Raw genomic sequence first — 18,209 nt, forward strand, 5'->3', positions numbered from 1 at the left:
CCCGGTCTCGGATTCGATCTACTTATTCAGCGCTGCTGACGAGACGGATGCGCGGCTCCGCCATCTCGATCAGGCTGCGATACGCCGCGAGATAGTCGAGCGCCATGCGGCGTGCGGTGAAGCGGCGTTCGAACTGCTCGCGCACGCGGGCGCGGCTCAGGCCGGACAGGCGATTGACCGCTGCGACCGCGCTAAGCTCGTCCTCGACGACGAAGCCGGTCACGCCGTCGTCGATCACCTCGGGAACCGAGCCGCGATTGTAGGCGATCACGGGCGTGCCGCAGGCCATCGATTCGATCATCACCAGGCCGAACGGCTCCGGCCAATCGATCGGCAGCAACAGGCCGAGCGCACCGGACAGGAATTCCGGTTTCTCGTGGTCGCCGATCTCGCCGATATAGTCGACCAAGGGATTGTCCTTGATCAGGGGATGGATCAGCTCGTCGTGGTAATCCTGGTCGGCGCGGTCGACCTTGGCGGCGATCTTCAGCGGAATCCCACAGCGCATCGCGATCTTGATGGCGCGGTCGACTCCCTTTTCCGGGGCGATGCGTCCGAGCACGGCCAGATAGCTCGGCGTCACAGGCTTGGGCATCAGCAGCCGTTCGGGAAGCCCATGCAGCACGGTGCGCACCCAGTTCGCATTCGGCACCGGTCGGCGCTGCGAGTCCGAGATCGAGACGACGGGAACATCCTTGAAGACCGAAAATACCGGCTGATGCTCCGGCAGGTCGAGCCGGCCGTGCAGGGTTGTGAGGAAGGGGGTGGGTTGCCGGTGGAACAGGGAGAACGGGTAGTAATCGAGATGGAAGTGCAGGATGTCGAACTGTTCGTCGTCGCATTGCTGCCGTACGTTTTCGAGCATCACCATGTGAAGCGCGTTCGGATCCCTTACCGAGCCGTCGAGGCGCAGAGCCTTCGGCCATGTCGGAGAGAGTTTCGCCGACGTCTGCGAATCGCCGCTGGCGAACAGGGTGACGTCGTGTCCGAGGGCCACGAGCTCCTCGGTCAACCAATGAACGACCCGCTCAGTGCCGCCGTAGAGCTTCGGAGGCACAGCCTCCGTCAATGGAGCTACCTGCGCAATGCGCATCTCGTCGTCTCCTATTCGTGATCATGGATGAAGCCCCCTACCGAATGGCACCGGCACTGCCGAAGCGGGAACGTTGTCGCATGTGCGAAGTTCCCTTGCCCTGATCACTCTTTCTTCGACACAACGTGTTCCTCGGCGTCTCATTGATGCCATCCCTGATCCTCAACGCTGCTGCCGTCATTGTCGAAGGGCAGGGTTGCAGCGCGGCAGCGCAAGGAACCGGACAAACTGTTCATCGTTCAACTCGCCGCAACAGGTGTCGCAACGACGCGCTCATCTCAATGGGAAGATCATGGATCAGCTTTCAGGCTACGCGCACCGGCCGTTTCCGTTCGTGTTGCGCTATCTCATGAGGCGCCCTGCAGCGCATCTCATCATTGTGCTGTCCGTCGTCGGTGCAGTTGCCTGCTCGGTGGGCACGCAATATGGTGTGAAGTCGCTCGTCGACGCTCTCTCCTCCGGGCCGTCGCGTGACAGCAATGTCTGGGCCGCGTTCGTGCTGCTGATGGCGCTGATTGCGACCGACAACATTCTCTGGCGCGTCGCGAGCTGGATCGCGAGCTTTACCTTCGTGCGCGTGACCGGAGATCTACGGCGCGACATCTTCCGTCATCTCACCGGGCATGCGCCGAGCTATTTCGGCGATCGCCTGCCGGGAATGTTGTCGAGCCGGATCACGGCCACGTCGAACGCGGTGTTCACCGTCGAGAACATGTTCATGTGGAACGTGCTGCCGCCATGCCTCGCCACGGTCGCGGCCATCTGCCTGATCGGAACCGTGAGCGGTCCGATGGCGATCGGCCTGCTGCTGATCGCGGCCATGATGGTGGTGGCGATGTTCCGTCTGGCCGCCGCCGGCAAGCCGCTGCATGACGATTTCGCCGACAAGGCGGCCATGGTCGACGGCGAGATGGTCGACGTGATCTCGAACATGCCGCTGGTGCGCGCCTTCTGCGGCCTGCGCCACGAGCACGACCGGTTCGACGCGACCATCGACAGGGAGCTCGAGGCGCGGGGGCGCAGTCTCCGCTACCTCGAGAAGCTGCGCATTCTGCACGCCACGGTGACGATCGTGCTGACGGTCGCGCTCATGGCCTGGGCGATTTCGCTGTGGCAGCGGGGCGGGGCGACGACCGGCGACGTCGTGCTGGTCTGCACGCTCGGCCTTTGCATTCTCAACGCGACGCGCGATCTCGCGGTCGCGCTGGTCGACGTCACCCAGCATGTGGCGCGCATGAGCGAGGCGATCGCGACCCTGTTGCAGCCGCACGAGCTGCGCGATCACCCCGAGGCCGAGCCGCTGGTCAGGAGCGGCGCGGCGATCGCGTTCGACAACATCACCTTCCACTATCCGGGCGGCCACAAGCTGTTCGAGAATTTCACGCTGCGGCTGCAGCCCGGCCAGCGCGTCGGCCTGGTCGGTCAGTCCGGCGGCGGCAAGTCGAGCCTGTTCACGCTGCTGCAACGGTTCTATGATCCGCAAGCCGGTCACATCACGATCGACGGCCAGGACATCGCCAAGGTCACCCAGCAGAGCCTGCGCGAGGCGATCTCGGTGGTGCCGCAGGACATCTCGCTGTTCCATCGCTCCATCCTGGAGAACATCCGCTACGGACGTCCGAGTGCGACCGACGACGAGGTGCTGCGGGCGGCGATCGCGGCGCGCTGCGACTTCGTCGAGACGCTGCCGGAAGGGTTGCAGACGATGGTCGGCGATCGCGGCGTCAAGCTGTCGGGCGGGCAGCGCCAGCGCATCGCGATCGCGCGGGCCTTCCTCAAGGATGCGCCGATCCTGCTGCTCGACGAGGCGACGGCAGCGCTCGACAGCGAGTCCGAGGAGGCCATCCGTGAGGCGTTGAGCCGCCTGATGCGCGGCCGCACCGTCATCGCGATCGCGCACCGCCTCGCGACCTTGCGGAATTTTGACCGCGTGGTGGTGCTGAAATCGGGCAGGATCATCGAGGACGGCGCGCCCGACCGGCTGATGCAGGACGAGGGCCCGTATCGGGACCTCGTGACCCAGGAGATGAACCGGCTCGCCAAGTTCGCCGCCTGATCGTTGCGTCGGATCGCGTCGAGAACGTGCACTCTCGGTTGTCCGGGCACTTCAATATCGCATGAGGCCAACATGTCCGCCGAAGTCGCAAGCACACTGTCGTTGATCACCCGGACGGACGAGCCTGCCGAGCAGCCGTTCTACATTCCCATGACGGGGCCGGCGGCACGGCCGCGGCGCTCGCTCAAGCATGACGATACGTTCATCGTCCTCGACGGCCATGGCGACATCGGCGCCTCGGCCGGCGGACCGGACGGTCTCTTCAACGCCGATACGCGCTATCTCGCGCGCCTCGAATTGACGCTGGACGACGTTCAGCCCCTGCTGCTCGGCTCGAGCCTGCGTGACGACAACTCCGCGCTGACCGTCGATCTCACCAATCCCGACATCTACAGCCAGGGCCGCCTGGTGCTGCCGAAGGACATGCTGCACATCGTGCGGACGATCTTTCTCTGGCACGGCACGGCCTATCAGCGCATCGGGCTGCAGAACCATGGTGATCGCCACGCCAGCTTCGATCTCAAGCTCACGTTCGACAACGATTTTGCCGACCTGTTCGAGGTGCGGGGCTCGGTGCGGCCCCGCCGCGGGGTCGGCTCGAGCCGGCTGGTCGATCCAGGCGAGGTCGTGCTTCACTATCGTGGGCTGGACAATGTCACACGCACCACGGATATGAGCTTTGATCCGCGTCCGACCAGTCTCACCACCAATGTCGCGACCTATCATTTCGATCTTGCGCCGCAGGAATCTGCGTCCCTGTTCGTGGCCGTGATGTGCAACGCCAAGGCCGGCGAGCGGCCGGGGCGCTTCTTCCGCAGCCTGCTCGCCCATCGGCGCGAGATGCGCCGCTGCACGCACGGCGCCACCACCATCGAGACCTCCAACGACATCCTCAACGAGGTGCTGTGCCAGGCGGCGGCCGACCTCAACATCCTGATGACCGACACGCCGGAAGGACGTTATCCTTATGCCGGCATTCCCTGGTACTCGACGACGTTCGGCCGCGACGGGCTGATCACGGCGATGCAGATGCTGTGGGTCGATCCGCGCATCGCCCGCGGCGTGCTGCGCCGGCTCGCGGTGCATCAGGCGCGCACGACCGATCCGCTGGCCGATGCCGAGCCCGGCAAGATCCTGCACGAGATGCGCGGCGGCGAGATGGCGGCGCTGCGCGAGGTGCCGTTCGCCTGCTACTACGGCAGCGTCGACTCCACCCCGCTGTTCGTGCTGCTCGCCGGCCTCTACATCGAGCGCACCGGCGACATCGACACCCTGCGCGAGCTTTGGCCGGCGATCGAGCTGGCGTTGCGCTGGATCGACGGACCCGGCGATCCCGATCGCGACGGCTTCGTCGAATATCAGCGCGCCTCCGAGCAGGGCCTCGCCAACCAGGGCTGGAAGGATTCCTACGACGCGGTGTTCCATGCCGACGGCCGCCTCGCGGAAGGTTACATCGCGCTTGCGGAGGTGCAGGGCTATGTCTTTGCCGGCAAGCAGCTGGCGGCGCGTTGCGCCCGTCGGCTCGGCAAGGCCGAGATGGCGGACCGGCTCCAGGCCGAGGCCGCCCGTCTCGCGGAACGGTTCGAGGACGCCTTCTGGTGCGAGGATCTGAACACCTATGCGCTGGCGCTCGACGGCCACAAGCAGCCGTGCCGGGTGCGGACGTCCAACGCGGGGCAGCTCCTGTTCAGCGGCATGGTGCGCGAGGACCGCGCCCGCAAGCTCGCCGCTGACCTGCTGCGGCCGCATTTCTTCTCGGGCTGGGGCATCCGCACCGTGGCCTGCGGCGAAGCGCGCTACAATCCGATGTCCTATCACGATGGATCGATCTGGCCGCATGACAACGCGCTGATTGCGCTCGGCCTGTCGCGCTATGGCCTCAAGCATGCGGTTGAGCAGGTGTTCGGCGGCCTGTTCGAAGCGGCGTCCTACATGGATCTGCGCCGGCTGCCGGAGCTGTTCTGCGGCTTCCGGCGGGAGAAGCATCGCGGCCCGACGCTCTATCCGGTGGCCTGCGCGCCGCAGGCCTGGGCCAGCGCGACGCCGTTCACCTTGCTCGAAGCGGCCCTCGGACTCGAGTTCGACGCCGAGCGCGGCCAGATCCGTCTGCGCAATCCGCGGCTGCCGCCTTTCCTCGACTGGGTTGTGCTGCGCGATCTCCGGCTCGGCAGCTCGACGATCGACCTGCGCATTCGCCGCCACGGCGAGGATATCTCGATGGAGGTGCTGCGGCGGCGCGGTCAGATCCAGGTCTCGCTGGTGCTGGCGCAATGATGGCGCTGAAACACACTCTTCGCCGGGCTGCTCGCAGTTGCCTCGTCATGCTGCCGCTGCTGATCGGTCTGCATGCGACCCATGGGCACGCGCAGCAGCCGTCGCCGACACCGCCTGCCAGGGACGCAGCGGCGCCCGCAAAGGAGCCGGCACCGCCGCCCTCGGTCACGATCCTCGGCGCGCGCGATGCGCATGGCGTGCTCGGCCGCGACGTGCGCAGCTCGACCGGCGAGGACATGGGCCACATCGTCGATGTCATCGTCGATCCCACCGGGACGGTGCGCGCCGCGGTGATCGATTTCGGCGGCTTCCTCGGCGTCGGCAGCCGCAAGATCGTGGTCGACTGGACCGCGCTCGACTTCAAGCACATCGCGGAGAAGAGCGACCAGGTCACGCTCGACCTTACCAAGGAGCAGGTGAAGGCCGCGCCCGAATACAAGGAGGACAAGCCCGTCGTCGTGCTCGGCGCGTCCGGCAAGCTGTCACCCTGGGATTTCGATCATTGAGTTGATGCGTGAGATTGCCGGTCCGGCCTGCGCGTGCAGCGGAACACGGTGGGGGATGTTCTGTCCCGTCAGCCTCATGAGTTGAGAATAGAAAGCCATGCCGATTGCACGGCCGTCGAGATCACCTGACCGGGAGCCCGAGCCTGACGGCGCGGCAGAGGCGGGCGCGCGTCCGGATGCAGGGCAGGATCATGGCCCGACGATTGCGAGACCTGCGCCGTCGCGGCAGAGCCTGCGCGGGCTGGACTGGTTCATCTTCTTCCTGGCCGATGTGCAGACCGGCTTCGGTCCCTTCATCGCGGTCTATCTGACGACGCAGAAATGGACGCAGGCCCAGATCGGCCTGGTGCTGTCGATCGGCGGCATCGTCGGGCTGATCGGGCAGATGCCGGGCGGCGCGATCATCGATGCGGCCCGGTCCGAGCGCCGCGTCGCCGGTCTGGCCATCGCGACCATCGGCTGCTGCGCGCTCGCCTATGCCGCTTGGCCGATCTTTCCCGTGGTCGCGGGTGCCGCGACGCTGCATGCGGCGGCGAGCTGCGTGCTCGGACCTGCGATCGCGGCGATCAGCCTCGGCCTGGTCGGGCCGCGCGGCATGGCGGAGCGGCTCGGCCGCAATGCGCGGTTCGCGTCGCTCGGCAACGGCGTGGCTGCGGCCGTGATGGGCACCTGCGGCTATCTGCTGTCCAGCCGCGCCGTGTTCCTGGTCACCTTCATTCTCGCCTTTCCGACGCTGATCGCGCTGTCGCGCATCCGCGAGCGCGAGATCGACGTCGCGCGGGCGCACGGCCAGGCCGATCACGAGGACAAGGAGGTCGCGCGGCTGTCGAACCTGCTCGGCCTGCTGCGCCAGCGCGCGCTGCTCGTCTTCGCGCTCGGCGTGTTCCTGCTGCAGCTCGCCAATGCGGCGATGCTGCCGCTGATGGCCGGCGTGGTGACGACGAAATCGAGCGAGTGGGCGCCGATGCTGATCGCGTTCTGCATCGTGGTGCCGCAGGCGATCGTGGCGCTGACCTCGCCTTCGGTCGGCGCGGTCGCGCAGCAATGGGGCCGCAGGCCGCTGCTGATGCTGGGGTTTGCCGCGCTCGCGACGCGCGGCGCGCTGTTCGCGGTCGTGCACGATCCCTACGTGCTGGTGGCGGTGCAGATCTTCGACGGTGTCACGGCGGCCGTGTTCGCCGTCATGATTCCGCTGACGGTGGCCGACGTCGCCTTCGGCAGCGGACATTTCAATCTGGCGCAGGGAATTGTCGGGACGGCATCCGGGATCGGCGGATCGCTGTCCACCGTGGTCGCCGGCTTCGCCAGCGACCGCTACGGCAGCGCCACTGCATTCATGGGTCTGTCAGGCGTGGCGCTGACAGGTCTTCTCTTGATCGCGCTCTTGATGCCGGAGACCGGGCAGCGCGAGCGCAGGGCATGAACGGGCAGGGCGCCTCAGGCGTCCATGCTGCGCAGGCGCTGGCGGTTGCGCAGCACGATCTGGCGGGCACCGGAGAAACCGAGAACGCCCTGGCTGTGCAACTGCGACAGCGCGCGCGACACGGTCTCCAGGGTCAGGCCGAGATAGTCGCCGATATCGCGGCGGCACATCGGCAGCGCCATCATGCCGGCGACGGCGAGGCGGCGGTCCATCTCGAGCAGGAAGGTCGCGACGCGCTCCATCGCGGTCTTGCGGCCCAGCAGCAGCATGTGGTCCTCGGCATGGCGGAGATCGCCGGCCGTCATGGTCCAGAGCTTGCGGGCGACCGCGACGTCGACACCTGCGGCCTGTTCGAGGCTGCGGCGCTTCACCAGGCGCACGGTGGTGTCGATGATGGCTTCGGCGGCGAGACGGTGCATCGAGCCGAATTCGAGGCCGAAAACGTCACCGGGAAGATGGAAGGCGCCGATCTGGCGGCGGCCGTCGGAGAGCAGCTTGTAGCTGCGAACGGCGCCGGAGATCACCTGGTAGACGTACTCGGCCGGCTCGTCCTCGCCATAGATCTCCTCGTCCTTCTTGTAGGAGAACTCGCTGGCGATCAGCCCGGCATGACCGGTGATCTCGGCAAAGGGATTGGCGGCAGGAGAAGGGACGACAGCAGAGGGGACGGCGTGGGGGGCGTTGGTGGTGACGACCGGGTGGGTAATCGACTGATTGAGCATGACCATCTCCTTGCGGCGGATGGCGATGTGGTACATTGCGGCTCCCGTTAAGGACATTTCGGCCGTTATCTTAAGGGGGGTCCCTTACGTAGATGTACGTAGGCCGGCCGGGTCAGACGACGCGCTGGGCGGTACCCGAATGGTCGTTGGCGATCGCCTTGCGGATCCGCTTCACCAGATTGTCGTCGAGCAGCGGCTTGAGCAGGAAATCCTGGATTCCGACGGCCGCCGCACGCGCCGCAAGCCGGTCATCGTAATGGCCGGTGATCAGCACCACCGGAGCGGTGGCTCCCTGCTGACGCAACCGTTCGGCGAGCTCGACCCCGTTGATCTCCGGCATCTTGTAGTCGACCACGAAGCAGTCGACGGTCGCATGATCGGACGCCTTGAGCAGCGCGGTGCCGCTGCGAAACGTGCGCACGTCGAAGCCGTCGGCCTCCAGCAGAAAGCGCAGCGAGCCGAGGACATCAGCATCGTCGTCGGCCACGTAGACCGTGAGTTTTGTGTGAGCCGACATCGCACGTGCCGCGAGAATGTGATGTTGAACCGAGGCACAACATAACACTCGATTCTGTCAAGGTAGCTTGATCTAGCTCAATCCTTCAGCGCGCCTGCGCGCATCGCCAGACGCACCAGCTCAGAGAGGCTGTTCGCTCCCATCTTGGTCATCACGTTGGCCCTGTAGACCTCGATGGTGCGCGGGCTGATGTCGTATTCGCGCGCGATCAGCTTGTTGGAGAGGCCGGCCATCAGCCCATCCATCACCTGGCGCTCCCGGGGGCTCAGGCTGGCGACGCGCGCCAGGATGTCCTGCGTGACCGATTCGTTCTTCGCGGCCGGCTCGGCCTGCTGGATTGCCGTTTCGATCATGGCGACCAGTCGCTCGTCCTCGAACGGCTTCTCCAGAAAATCGATCGCGCCGAGCTTCATCGCTTCGACCGCGAGCGGCACATCGCCATGGCCGGTCATCACCAGGATCGGAAAGCTGCTGCCGGCGGCCTTCATGCGCTTGAGCAGCTCGATGCCATCGATGCCGGGCATCCGCACGTCCGAGACGACGCAGCCGAAAGGGAGCATCGGCAGTCGGCCGAGGAAGACCTCCGCGTTCTCGAACAGCGTGACGTCAAAGCCTGATGAATCGAGCAGGAAGTTCAGCGAGTCCCGCATCGCCTCGTCGTCGTCGATCACATAGACCTTGGCCTGTTCAGCCATCGTGCTCAACCTTGGTTGGGGCAGCCGGCAGGGTGAAGCGGAACGTCGCGCCGCCCGCTTCGTTGTTCTCGGCCCACATGCGCCCGCCATGGGCCTCGATGATGGACCGGCTGATCGAGAGGCCGACTCCCATTCCGGTGTCCTTGGTGGTGAAGAAGGTCTTGAAGAGGTTGGGCATGACGTCGTCGTGGAATCCCGTTCCGGTATCGGACACCGCAACCTCGATCAAGTCGTCGCTGATCTTGCGATTCGTCGCACTGAGCTCGCGGCGTGCGGAATGAGACATCGCCTCAAGCCCATTGCGGAACAGATTGACCAGGACCTGCTGGATCTGGACCCGGTCGGCGAGCACGAGATCGGCATCCGGATTGAGTTGGAAGCGCAGCTGGACGTTCTGCTCGCGGGCGCCGGAAAGGCCGAGCGCGCCGGCTTCCTCGATCAGCTTCGACAGGCTCTCGACCCGCTTCTCCGATTCGCCGCGCGAGACGAAGTCGCGCAGACGGCGGATGATCTGGCCGGCGCGAATCGCCTGCTCGGCGGCGCGCTCCATCGCGCTCTCGATCTTGGGTGTGTTCGGATCGCTGCTGCCGGCCAGCAGCCGGCGCGAGCCTTTCATGTAATTGCTGATCGCCGCGAGCGGCTGGTTCAGCTCATGCGCCAGCGCCGAGGCCATCTCGCCCATGGCGCTGAGACGCGACACGTGGACCAGCTCCGACTGCAGTTCGCGCAGCCGTGCCTGCGTCTGCTGATGCTCGGTGAGATCATGGGCGAAGCCGGTGAAATAGGGCTTGCCGCCGGACTGCATCTCGCCGATCGACAGGTGCATCGGGAATGTCGACCCGTCGCGGCGGCGGCCCGTCACGATGCGGCCGATGCCGATGATGCGGCGCTCGCGGCTGGCATGGTAGCGGGTGAGGTAGCCGGCATGGCGCGAGCGGTCCGGCTCGGGCATCAATTCGCTGACGTCAAGGCCGACCGCTTCTGCCTCGGTGAGGCCGAACATCCGCTCCGCCGCGGAGCTGAAGAACTGGATCGTGCCGCTGCCGTCGATCACGATCATCGCGTCCGGCACGGTGTCCAGGATCGAGCGGAAATGCTGTTCGCGCAGCCGCAGCGTCTCCTCCAGCCGCTTCTCCTGGTCGATGTCGAGGGCGATGCCGCGCAGATGATGCGGCGTGCCGGCCTCGTCGGACACCACGCCGGCAAGCACGCGAATCCAGTGCCCGCCGCCGGACACCTTGAACGACATGTCGAATCCGGTGCTCCGATGGCGCGAATCCTCGATCGCCGCCTCGACCGGCGCGCGATCCTCGGGCGCGAGCAGCGCCAGGAAGGAGCCGTAGGTCACCGGCTGATCGGCCGCCACGCCGAACAGCTTCCGCGTCGTCACCGACCAGTAGAACTCGCCCGAGGCCAGATCGAGATCCCACGCGCCGAAGCCCAGCCTCCGAGCGTCCTCGGGAGCGTCCTCGGGCCTGGCGGATGCATCCGGGAAGGGGTGGGTGAAGTCGCGCAATTCGAAGCCTTTGATCGATTCGCCGTTATCCGATTCGCCGTTACCGCCGCAGCCGGGAGGCCGACCACCGCGGTATCCTATACCAGATTGCGCCGTTGCAACCCGGGCCGACTTAAACTTTGGTTCGACAATTCAAGGCTTTCTCCGATCCTGGGTCGGGTTGCAACGGTGTCCTGCCGTCCATGCTCCCGCGCCGCACCTTGATCTATCTCATCACGGCAGGCGATTTCACCTCTAAGAGTTGCATGGAAGCAATGTTTGGAGAGGCGGGATGACGTTCGCGACTGTCATGGTGAGCCTTGCGCTCAGTCAGCCGAATGAGGCCCGCCTTCGGGTCGCGGCCGACCTGGCGGCGCGCTTTGACGCAGCTGTCATCGGCGTTGCGGCCGCGGAATTCGCGCCGCCGCTGTACTTCACGACCGGCGAGCAGGCGCAGGATCTGATCGAGCAGGGTGAGGCCGCGCTGCGGAATCGACTGGCCGAGCTCGAGCAGGAGTTCCGCACCGCAGTGGGTGACCGGGCTGCGTCGTTGAGCTGGCGCAGCGCCGTGGATTTCCCCGCGCGCTACGTGCTGGCGCAGGCCCGTGCCGCCGACATTCTCGTCACCGGCGGCGTGCCACCCGGGGTGTCCGATGCGTTCGCGGTGGCCAATCCCAAGGATCTTGTCATGCAGGCCGGGCGCCCGCTGCTCGTGGTGCCGGACAGCGTCAGCAGCCTCGATCTCGGGACCGTGCTGGTGGCCTGGAAGGAGACACCGGAGGCGCGCCGCGCCTTGGCCGATGCCCTGCCGCTGCTCGCCAGGGCGAGCGGCGTCGTGGTCGCCGAGATCCCGGAGAACACCTCGGAATATGACGCCTGCGAGGCGCGTCTTGCGGACGTTGTCGCATGGCTCGGCCGTCACAAGATCGTCGCATCGGCGCGCATCGCGGAACCGGGGCCGGGGCGCAACGTTGCGGCTACGCTCGACGCCGTCGCCGCCGATGTTTCGGCCGGTCTCGTCGTGGCGGGCGCCTATGGCCATTCCCGATTCCGCGAGCTCGTGCTCGGCGGGGTCACCGAACATCTGATGACGCGCAGCGAGCGTTGCGTTCTGCTGTCGCACTGAAATTCGACCCGCTCCATTCGAGAACAGGATTGCCGCCTTGTACAGATTTCTCGAGGAAACCGCCGGCAACTACATGACGCGGAACGTCACGACCGTGACCCGGGAGACGACGATCCGCGAGCTCGGCGAGATGTTCGACCGCGACGATTTCAACACCTACCCCGTCGTCGAGAATGACGAGGTGATCGGCATCGTCACCAAGTTCGACGTGCTGAAATGCTTTGCCTTCACGCCAAATCAGATGCTGCCGCGCTATACGGACCTGATGAACCGGACGGTCGCCGACGTGATGACATCCGAGTTCATCTATGTCCGGCCGGATACGAAGCTGACGCGCGTGCTGCAACTGATGGTCGAGCATCGTATCCGCAGCCTGCCCGTGACCGACGGCGACAACAGGGTCGTCGGGATCGTCGCCCGCGAGGATATCGTCAGGGCTCTGGCCGCCGCCGCCAAGGAATGATCGCGAGGACCTGATCTGAAGACCTGATCTCAGGCCTTGTGCCAACGTCTGGGAGATGAGGCCCGCACGTGTGCCGCGTGCGGGCCTCTCTGGCTCTGTGCATCGGATCATGCATCGCCGGGATCGTACTCTGCCGCGGTCCTGGTTCCCTCCGGCTGGTTCTGCAACATTCCCAGTCTTTACGGCGAGCCGGTCGCAAAGTTGATTTCGATCAATTCCACGTGTGAACGATTGTGGTTGCTGGGCTCGTGTTCTTTCAGCGAGATTCCGCATGAGCGCGTCCTCATCCACAAAATCCATGACCATCGGCGAAAGTGGCTTGTCGCTCACTTTTGCCGTCACCGCCTTCCTGTGCGTCTTTGCTGCGGCGAAGGCACTGGATACGGCCTTCGCGTTCCACGCCTCGCTCGCGGCTGCCGCCAGCGCGGCGTCCGTCTTCTTCATCCTCAACCGCTACTTCGAGCGCGGCGAGCTGCCGCCGCAGGAGATCAATGGCCGACCGAACTACAATCTCGGTCCGATCAAGCTCGGCGCGATCATGGCGATGTTCTGGGGCATTGCCGGCTTCACCGTCGGTCTCATCATTGCCTCGCAATTGGCATGGCCGGCGCTGAACTTCGATCTGCAATGGATCAGCTTCGGTCGCCTGCGCCCGCTGCACACCTCGGCGGTCATCTTCGCCTTCGGCGGCAACGTGCTGATCGCGACCTCGTTCTACGTCGTGCAGCGGACCTGTCGGACCCGTCTGGCCGGCGACCTCGCGCCGTGGTTCGTGGTGCTGGGCTACAACTTCTTCATCGTGATCGCCGGCACGGGCTATCTGCTCGGCGTTACGCAGTCGAAGGAATATGCCGAGCCGGAGTGGTACTCCGACCTGTGGCTCACCATCGTCTGGGTGGTCTATCTTCTGGTGTTCCTGGTGACGGTCATCAAGCGCAAGGAGCCGCACATCTACGTGGCGAACTGGTTCTACCTTGCCTTCATCGTCACGATCGCGATGCTGCATCTCGGCAACAATCCGTCGCTGCCGGTGTCGCTGTTCGGCTCCAAGTCCTACATCGCCTGGGGCGGCATACAGGATGCGATGTTCCAGTGGTGGTACGGCCACAACGCGGTCGGCTTCTTCCTGACCGCCGGCTTCCTCGCCATCATGTACTACTTCATCCCGAAGCGGGCGGAGCGTCCGGTCTATTCCTACCGGCTGTCGATCATCCACTTCTGGGCGCTGATCTTCCTCTATATCTGGGCCGGCCCGCACCACCTGCACTACACGGCGCTGCCGGACTGGACGCAGACCCTCGGCATGACCTTCTCGATCATGCTGTGGATGCCCTCCTGGGGCGGCATGATCAACGGCCTGATGACGCTGTCGGGCGCATGGGACAAGCTGCGGACTGACCCCGTGCTGCGCATGCTGGTCGTGTCGGTCGCCTTCTACGGCATGTCGACCTTCGAAGGTCCGATGATGTCGATCAAGGTTGTCAACTCGCTCAGCCACTACACCGACTGGACCATCGGTCACGTGCACTCCGGTGCGCTCGGCTGGGTCGGCTTCGTGTCCTTCGGCGCATTGTACTGCATGGTGCCGTGGATCTGGAACCGCAAGGGTCTCTACAGCCTCAAGCTCGTGAACTGGCACTTCTGGACGGCCACGCTCGGCATCGTGCTCTACATCTCCGCGATGTGGGTCTCGGGCATCCTGCAGGGTCTGATGTGGCGGTCCTACACGGCGCTCGGCTTCCTCGAGTACTCGTTCATCGAGACCGTCGAGGCGATGCATCCCTTCTACATCATCCGCGCAGCCGGCGGTGCACTGTTCGTCATCGGCTCGCTGATCATGGCCTACAATCTCTGGATGACGGTCCGTGTCGGTGAGGAAGAAGTTCAGTCGCCCGTCGCCCTTCAGCCGGCGGAGTGAGGTAACCAATCATGTCTTTCTGGCAACGACACCAAGTCTTCGAGAAGAACTCGATCATCCTGGTCATCGGCATCCTGCTGGTGGTCGCGATCGGCGGCCTCGTCGAGATCACTCCGCTCTTCTACTTGAAGAGCACGATCGAGGCGGTCGACGGCGTCAGGCCCTACACGCCGCTCGAGCTGGCCGGCCGCAACATCTATGTCCGCGAGGGGTGCTATCTCTGCCACTCGCAGATGATTCGTCCGCTGCGCGACGAAGTGGAGCGTTACGGCCACTTCTCGCTCGCCGCGGAGAGCATGTACGACCACCCGTTCCAGTGGGGCTCCAAGCGCACGGGGCCTGACCTCGCCCGCGTCGGCAACAAGTACTCCGACGATTGGCATGTCACCCATCTGACCAACCCGCGCGCCATCGTTCCGCAGTCGATCATGCCCGGCTATCCCTTCCTGAAGGAGACCGAGCTCGACGCGGACAACATCGCCGACCATCTGAAGACGCTGCGGATGGTTGGGGTGCCCTACACCGACGACCAGATCGCCAACGCCGCCGCCGACCTCAAGGCGCAGGTCGATCCGGACGGTGCCGGCGCGGAGGCGCTGGTCAAGCGCTATCCGAAGGCGGTGGTGCGCAACTTCGACGGCAAGGCGGGTGCGCCGACTGAAATGGATGCGCTGGTGGCCTACTTGCAGATGCTCGGCACGCTGGTGGACTTCAAGATCTACAACGAAAAAGCCAATCTGCGCTGAGATCGAGAGGCGAGCATCATGAAGCCCATCATTGCAGTGGAAAACATCGCGTCGTCACTCGTGACGACGCTGTGGACCCCGATCTTCGTCGCGATTTTCCTCGCGATCGTGACCTATGCCCTCTGGCCTCGCAACAAGGCCGCTTTCGACGAGGCGGCGAGCATGCCGTTGCGGGAGGAGTAATTCATCATGGCTGACCACAACGAAGTTGACAGCGTCACGGGCACGGCCACGACCGGCCACGTCTGGGACGGCATCAAGGAGCTCAACACCCCGCTGCCGCGGTGGTGGGTGATCACCTTCTACATCACCATCGTCTGGGCGATCGGCTACTGGATCGTGTATCCGGCCTGGCCGCTGATCTCCAGCAACACGCAAGGCATGTTCGGCTACTCGTCCCGTGCGGACGTGGCGGTCGAGCTTGCCAATCTCGAGAAGATCCGCGGCGCCAAGATGGCCGCGCTCGCGACGGCCTCGCTCGCCGACATCGAGAAGGATCCGGCGATGCTTGCCCTGGCGCGTGCCAAGGGCAAGACCGTGTTCGGCGACAACTGCGCCGCCTGCCACGGTACCGGCGCGACCGGTGCGAAGGGCTTCCCGAACCTGAACGACGACGACTGGCTGTGGGGCGGCTCGCTGGAGCAGATCCAGCAGACCCTGCTGTACGGCGTGCGCTCGGGGCACCCGAAGACCCGCGAGGGCCAGATGCTCGCCTTCGGCAAGGACGGTGTCCTGAAGCCGGCGGAAATCATCACGGTCGCCAACTACGTCCGCGAGCTGGCGGGCCTGCCGACCCGGCCGGGCTATGACGCCAAGGCCGGCGCCAAGATCTTCGCCGAGAACTGCGCGGCCTGCCATGGCGACAACGCCAAGGGCAATCCGGAGCTCGGCGCGCCGAACCTCACGGACAAGATCTGGCTGTACGGCTCCGACGAGGCGACCTTGATCGAGACCATCACCAACGGTCGCGCCGGTGTCATGCCGGCCTGGGAGGGCCGTCTCGACCCGACCACGATCAAGGCGATGGCGGTCTATGTCCACTCGCTGGGCGGCGGAAAGTAACGGAAATCCAACGGAACTTTCCCTTCAATTGAGCTGGATCAACTGAGCGGCCGGAGGTGGACATACCTTCGGCCGCAACTGCGAGAAGACCCCAGCCATGATCCGCCAGCCATGAACCAGACGGTAAAACCGGACGACCTGCAGCCCCAAGATCTGCAACAGGTGGACGATTACGGTCCGCTCTATGCTGCGCACAAGAAGGTCTATCCGCAGAGCGTCTCGGGCACTTTCCGCCGGATCAAATGGGGCCTGATGGGCTTCTGTCTCGGCGTCTATTATTTCCTGCCGTTCGTGCGCTGGAATCGCGGTCTCGGCGCGCCCGACCAGGCGGTGCTGATCGACTTCCCGAACCACCGCTTCTATTTCTTCTTCATCGAGCTGTGGCCGCAGGAGGTGTACTACTTCACCGGCCTCCTGATCATCGCCGCCATCGGCCTGTTCCTGATGAACGCGATCGGCGGCCGCATCTGGTGCGGCTATCTGTGCCCGCAGACAGTGTGGACCGACCTGTTCTATGCCGTCGAGCGCCTGATCGAGGGCGACCGCCGGGAGCGCATGAAGAAGGATGCCTCCGGCGACCCGATGAAGCTGGAGCGGATTTCGGAGCTCGTGCTCAAGCATTCGATCTGGCTGATGATCGCGTGGTGGACCGGCGGCGCCTGGGTGCTGTATTTCAGCGATGCGCCGACGCTCGTGAAGGATCTCGTCACCTTCCAGGGGCCGATGCTGGCCTATGTCTGGATCGCGATCCTGACCGCGACGACCTACACGCTCGCCGGCTTCATGCGCGAGCAGGTCTGCGTTTATATGTGCCCGTGGCCGCGCATCCAGGCGGCGCTGACCGATGAATGGGCGCTCAACGTCACCTACCGCTATGACCGCGGCGAGAGCCGCATGTCGGTCAAGAAGGCCGCCGAATTGCGCGCGCTCGGCCAGCCTGCCGGCGATTGCATCGATTGCAAGCAATGCGTGGCGGTGTGCCCGACCGGCATCGACATCCGCGACGGCGCCCAGATGGACTGCATCCAGTGCGGCCTCTGCATCGACGCCTGCGATACCGTCATGACCAAGATCGGCCGCCCGACGCGGCTGATCGGCTATGACAACGACATCAACATTCATCGCCGACAGGAAGGCAAGCCGCCGATCTACAAGCTCGTGCGCCCGCGGACCATTGTCTATGCCGCGATCATCGCCGTGGTCGGCGGTGCCATGGTCTACAAGCTCGCGACCCGGTCGCTGCTCGAGGTGAACGTGCTTCACGATCGCAACCCGATCGCGATCAAGCTGTCCGACGGCTCGATCCGCAATGCCTATACGGTGCGCGTCCTCAACAAGCACGGCTTCGATCGCGTCATCGCCATCGACATCGAAGGGCCGGCCAACGCCGCCGTCCACGTCGTCGGCGCCGATTCCGTGACCCCGGACCGGCCGATGATCGTGATCGGACGCGACCAGACCGAGGAGCTGCGCCTGCTGGTGACCGCGCCCGAAGAGAGCAATCCCGAGAAGTCGATTCCGGTGAAGTTCCATGTGACGGATATCGGTCTCGGCGTCGTCGCCTCCGCCACCGACAATTTCGTCAGCCCGTAGAGCAAGGGAGCCCGTCAATGGCCAGCCGTTCCAATCCTTCCTTCCAGCTGACCGGAGGCATGGTGCTCGCGATGTTTCTCGCCTTCTTCGGGACGGTGATCGGCGTCAACGTCTACATGATGACGGCGGCGATCTCGACCCTGCCAGGCACCGAGGTCGACAGCGCCTACAGCGCCAGCCTCGGCTACGAGAACGAGATCGCGGCGGCGCGCGCCCAGGAGGCGCGGCGCTGGCAGGTCGAGGCGCATATCGAGCGCGGCGCAGGCGGCGCGGCGGTGGTGCAGGTCAACGCACGCGATGCGAGCGGCAATCCGCTGTCTGGCCTGACCTTCCAGGGCCGGCTCGAGCGTCCGGCCGACAAGCGCGCCGACCAGGAGGTCGCGCTGGCCGAGATCGGCGGCGGCATCTATCGAGGCACCGCGGAGGCGATCGCGCCGGGCCAGTGGGACCTCGTGCTCGAAGGCGATTCCAGCGGCCGCCGCCTGTTCCTGTCGAAGAACCGCGTGCTGCTGAACTGAAG

General features: G+C 65.1%; 17 protein-coding genes. 12 read left to right on the forward strand and 5 right to left on the reverse strand.

What is annotated here, in order from left to right; translation table 11 throughout:
- Positions 1-22: 22 nt before the first annotated feature.
- Entirely contained in the window at positions 23-1,093 is a 1,071-nt protein-coding gene (locus ACQR1F_RS27360) for a glycosyltransferase family 4 protein (RefSeq protein WP_434914185.1), read from the reverse strand.
- 292 nt (positions 1,094-1,385) lie between these two features.
- Between ACQR1F_RS27360 and ACQR1F_RS27365 the strand changes: the two genes are divergently transcribed.
- From ACQR1F_RS27365 to ACQR1F_RS27380, 4 genes are all read left to right on the forward strand, one after another.
- A complete protein-coding gene (locus tag ACQR1F_RS27365; protein WP_434896004.1) occupies positions 1,386-3,149 on the forward strand; it encodes an ABC transporter ATP-binding protein in 1,764 nt (587 codons plus the stop codon).
- Between the two features lie 72 nt (positions 3,150-3,221).
- Complete coding sequence (locus tag ACQR1F_RS27370; RefSeq protein WP_316183538.1) at positions 3,222-5,423, forward strand: amylo-alpha-1,6-glucosidase; 2,202 nt, start codon at positions 3,222-3,224, stop codon at positions 5,421-5,423.
- Between the two features lie 47 nt (positions 5,424-5,470).
- The gene (locus tag ACQR1F_RS27375; protein WP_434914186.1) at positions 5,471-5,929 is read left to right on the forward strand and encodes a PRC-barrel domain-containing protein; all 459 of its coding nucleotides are present in this window, start codon (positions 5,471-5,473) and stop codon (positions 5,927-5,929) included.
- 97 nt (positions 5,930-6,026) lie between these two features.
- On the forward strand, positions 6,027-7,352 hold the full coding sequence (locus ACQR1F_RS27380) for an MFS transporter (protein ID WP_434846982.1): 1,326 nt from the start codon (positions 6,027-6,029) through the stop codon (positions 7,350-7,352).
- Positions 7,353-7,366: 14 nt separating this feature from the next.
- Here ACQR1F_RS27380 and ACQR1F_RS27385 read toward each other — a convergent pair whose 3' ends face one another.
- The 4 genes from ACQR1F_RS27385 to fixL form a co-directional block, all read right to left on the reverse strand.
- Positions 7,367-8,074 carry a helix-turn-helix domain-containing protein gene (locus tag ACQR1F_RS27385; protein ID WP_315802551.1) on the reverse strand — a complete coding sequence of 236 codons (708 nt, stop codon included), beginning with the start codon at positions 8,072-8,074 and terminating at the stop codon, positions 7,367-7,369.
- Between the two features lie 112 nt (positions 8,075-8,186).
- Entirely contained in the window at positions 8,187-8,591 is a 405-nt protein-coding gene (locus ACQR1F_RS27390) for a response regulator (RefSeq protein ID WP_316183541.1), read from the reverse strand.
- Positions 8,592-8,668: 77 nt separating this feature from the next.
- Complete coding sequence (fixJ, locus tag ACQR1F_RS27395; RefSeq protein ID WP_315802492.1) at positions 8,669-9,286, reverse strand: response regulator FixJ; 618 nt, start codon at positions 9,284-9,286, stop codon at positions 8,669-8,671.
- On the reverse strand, positions 9,279-10,802 hold the full coding sequence (fixL, locus tag ACQR1F_RS27400) for a sensor protein FixL (protein WP_434914187.1): 1,524 nt from the start codon (positions 10,800-10,802) through the stop codon (positions 9,279-9,281). The genes fixJ and fixL overlap by 8 nt, the downstream gene beginning before the upstream one ends.
- Positions 10,803-11,073: 271 nt before the next feature.
- Between fixL and ACQR1F_RS27405 the strand changes: the two genes are divergently transcribed.
- From ACQR1F_RS27405 to ACQR1F_RS27440, 8 genes are all read left to right on the forward strand, one after another.
- A complete protein-coding gene (locus tag ACQR1F_RS27405; protein ID WP_434914188.1) occupies positions 11,074-11,907 on the forward strand; it encodes a universal stress protein in 834 nt (277 codons plus the stop codon).
- Between the two features lie 37 nt (positions 11,908-11,944).
- Positions 11,945-12,370 (forward strand): CBS domain-containing protein, encoded by a 426-nt coding sequence (locus ACQR1F_RS27410; protein WP_315802494.1) that lies wholly within the window; start codon positions 11,945-11,947, stop codon positions 12,368-12,370.
- Between the two features lie 271 nt (positions 12,371-12,641).
- Entirely contained in the window at positions 12,642-14,288 is a 1,647-nt protein-coding gene (gene ccoN, locus ACQR1F_RS27415; protein ID WP_315802495.1) for a cytochrome-c oxidase, cbb3-type subunit I, read from the forward strand.
- A gap of 11 nt (positions 14,289-14,299) precedes the next feature.
- On the forward strand, positions 14,300-15,034 hold the full coding sequence (gene ccoO, locus ACQR1F_RS27420) for a cytochrome-c oxidase, cbb3-type subunit II (RefSeq protein ID WP_315802496.1): 735 nt from the start codon (positions 14,300-14,302) through the stop codon (positions 15,032-15,034).
- An 18-nt stretch (positions 15,035-15,052) separates the two neighbouring features.
- Positions 15,053-15,217, forward strand: coding sequence for a cbb3-type cytochrome oxidase subunit 3 (locus tag ACQR1F_RS27425; RefSeq protein ID WP_315802497.1), 165 nt, complete (start codon positions 15,053-15,055; stop codon positions 15,215-15,217).
- A 6-nt stretch (positions 15,218-15,223) separates the two neighbouring features.
- A complete protein-coding gene (gene ccoP / locus ACQR1F_RS27430; RefSeq protein ID WP_434914189.1) occupies positions 15,224-16,096 on the forward strand; it encodes a cytochrome-c oxidase, cbb3-type subunit III in 873 nt (290 codons plus the stop codon).
- A gap of 111 nt (positions 16,097-16,207) precedes the next feature.
- Positions 16,208-17,689: a cytochrome c oxidase accessory protein CcoG gene (gene ccoG, locus ACQR1F_RS27435; protein WP_316183543.1), complete on the forward strand. Its 1,482-nt coding sequence runs from the start codon at positions 16,208-16,210 to the stop codon at positions 17,687-17,689.
- 17 nt (positions 17,690-17,706) lie between these two features.
- Complete coding sequence (locus ACQR1F_RS27440; RefSeq protein ID WP_434914190.1) at positions 17,707-18,207, forward strand: FixH family protein; 501 nt, start codon at positions 17,707-17,709, stop codon at positions 18,205-18,207.
- Positions 18,208-18,209: the final 2 nt, after the last annotated feature.

The sequence above is a fragment of the Bradyrhizobium sp. HKCCYLS3013 genome (assembly GCF_051167615.1).
In the GTDB taxonomy this organism is placed as follows: domain Bacteria; phylum Pseudomonadota; class Alphaproteobacteria; order Rhizobiales; family Xanthobacteraceae; genus Bradyrhizobium.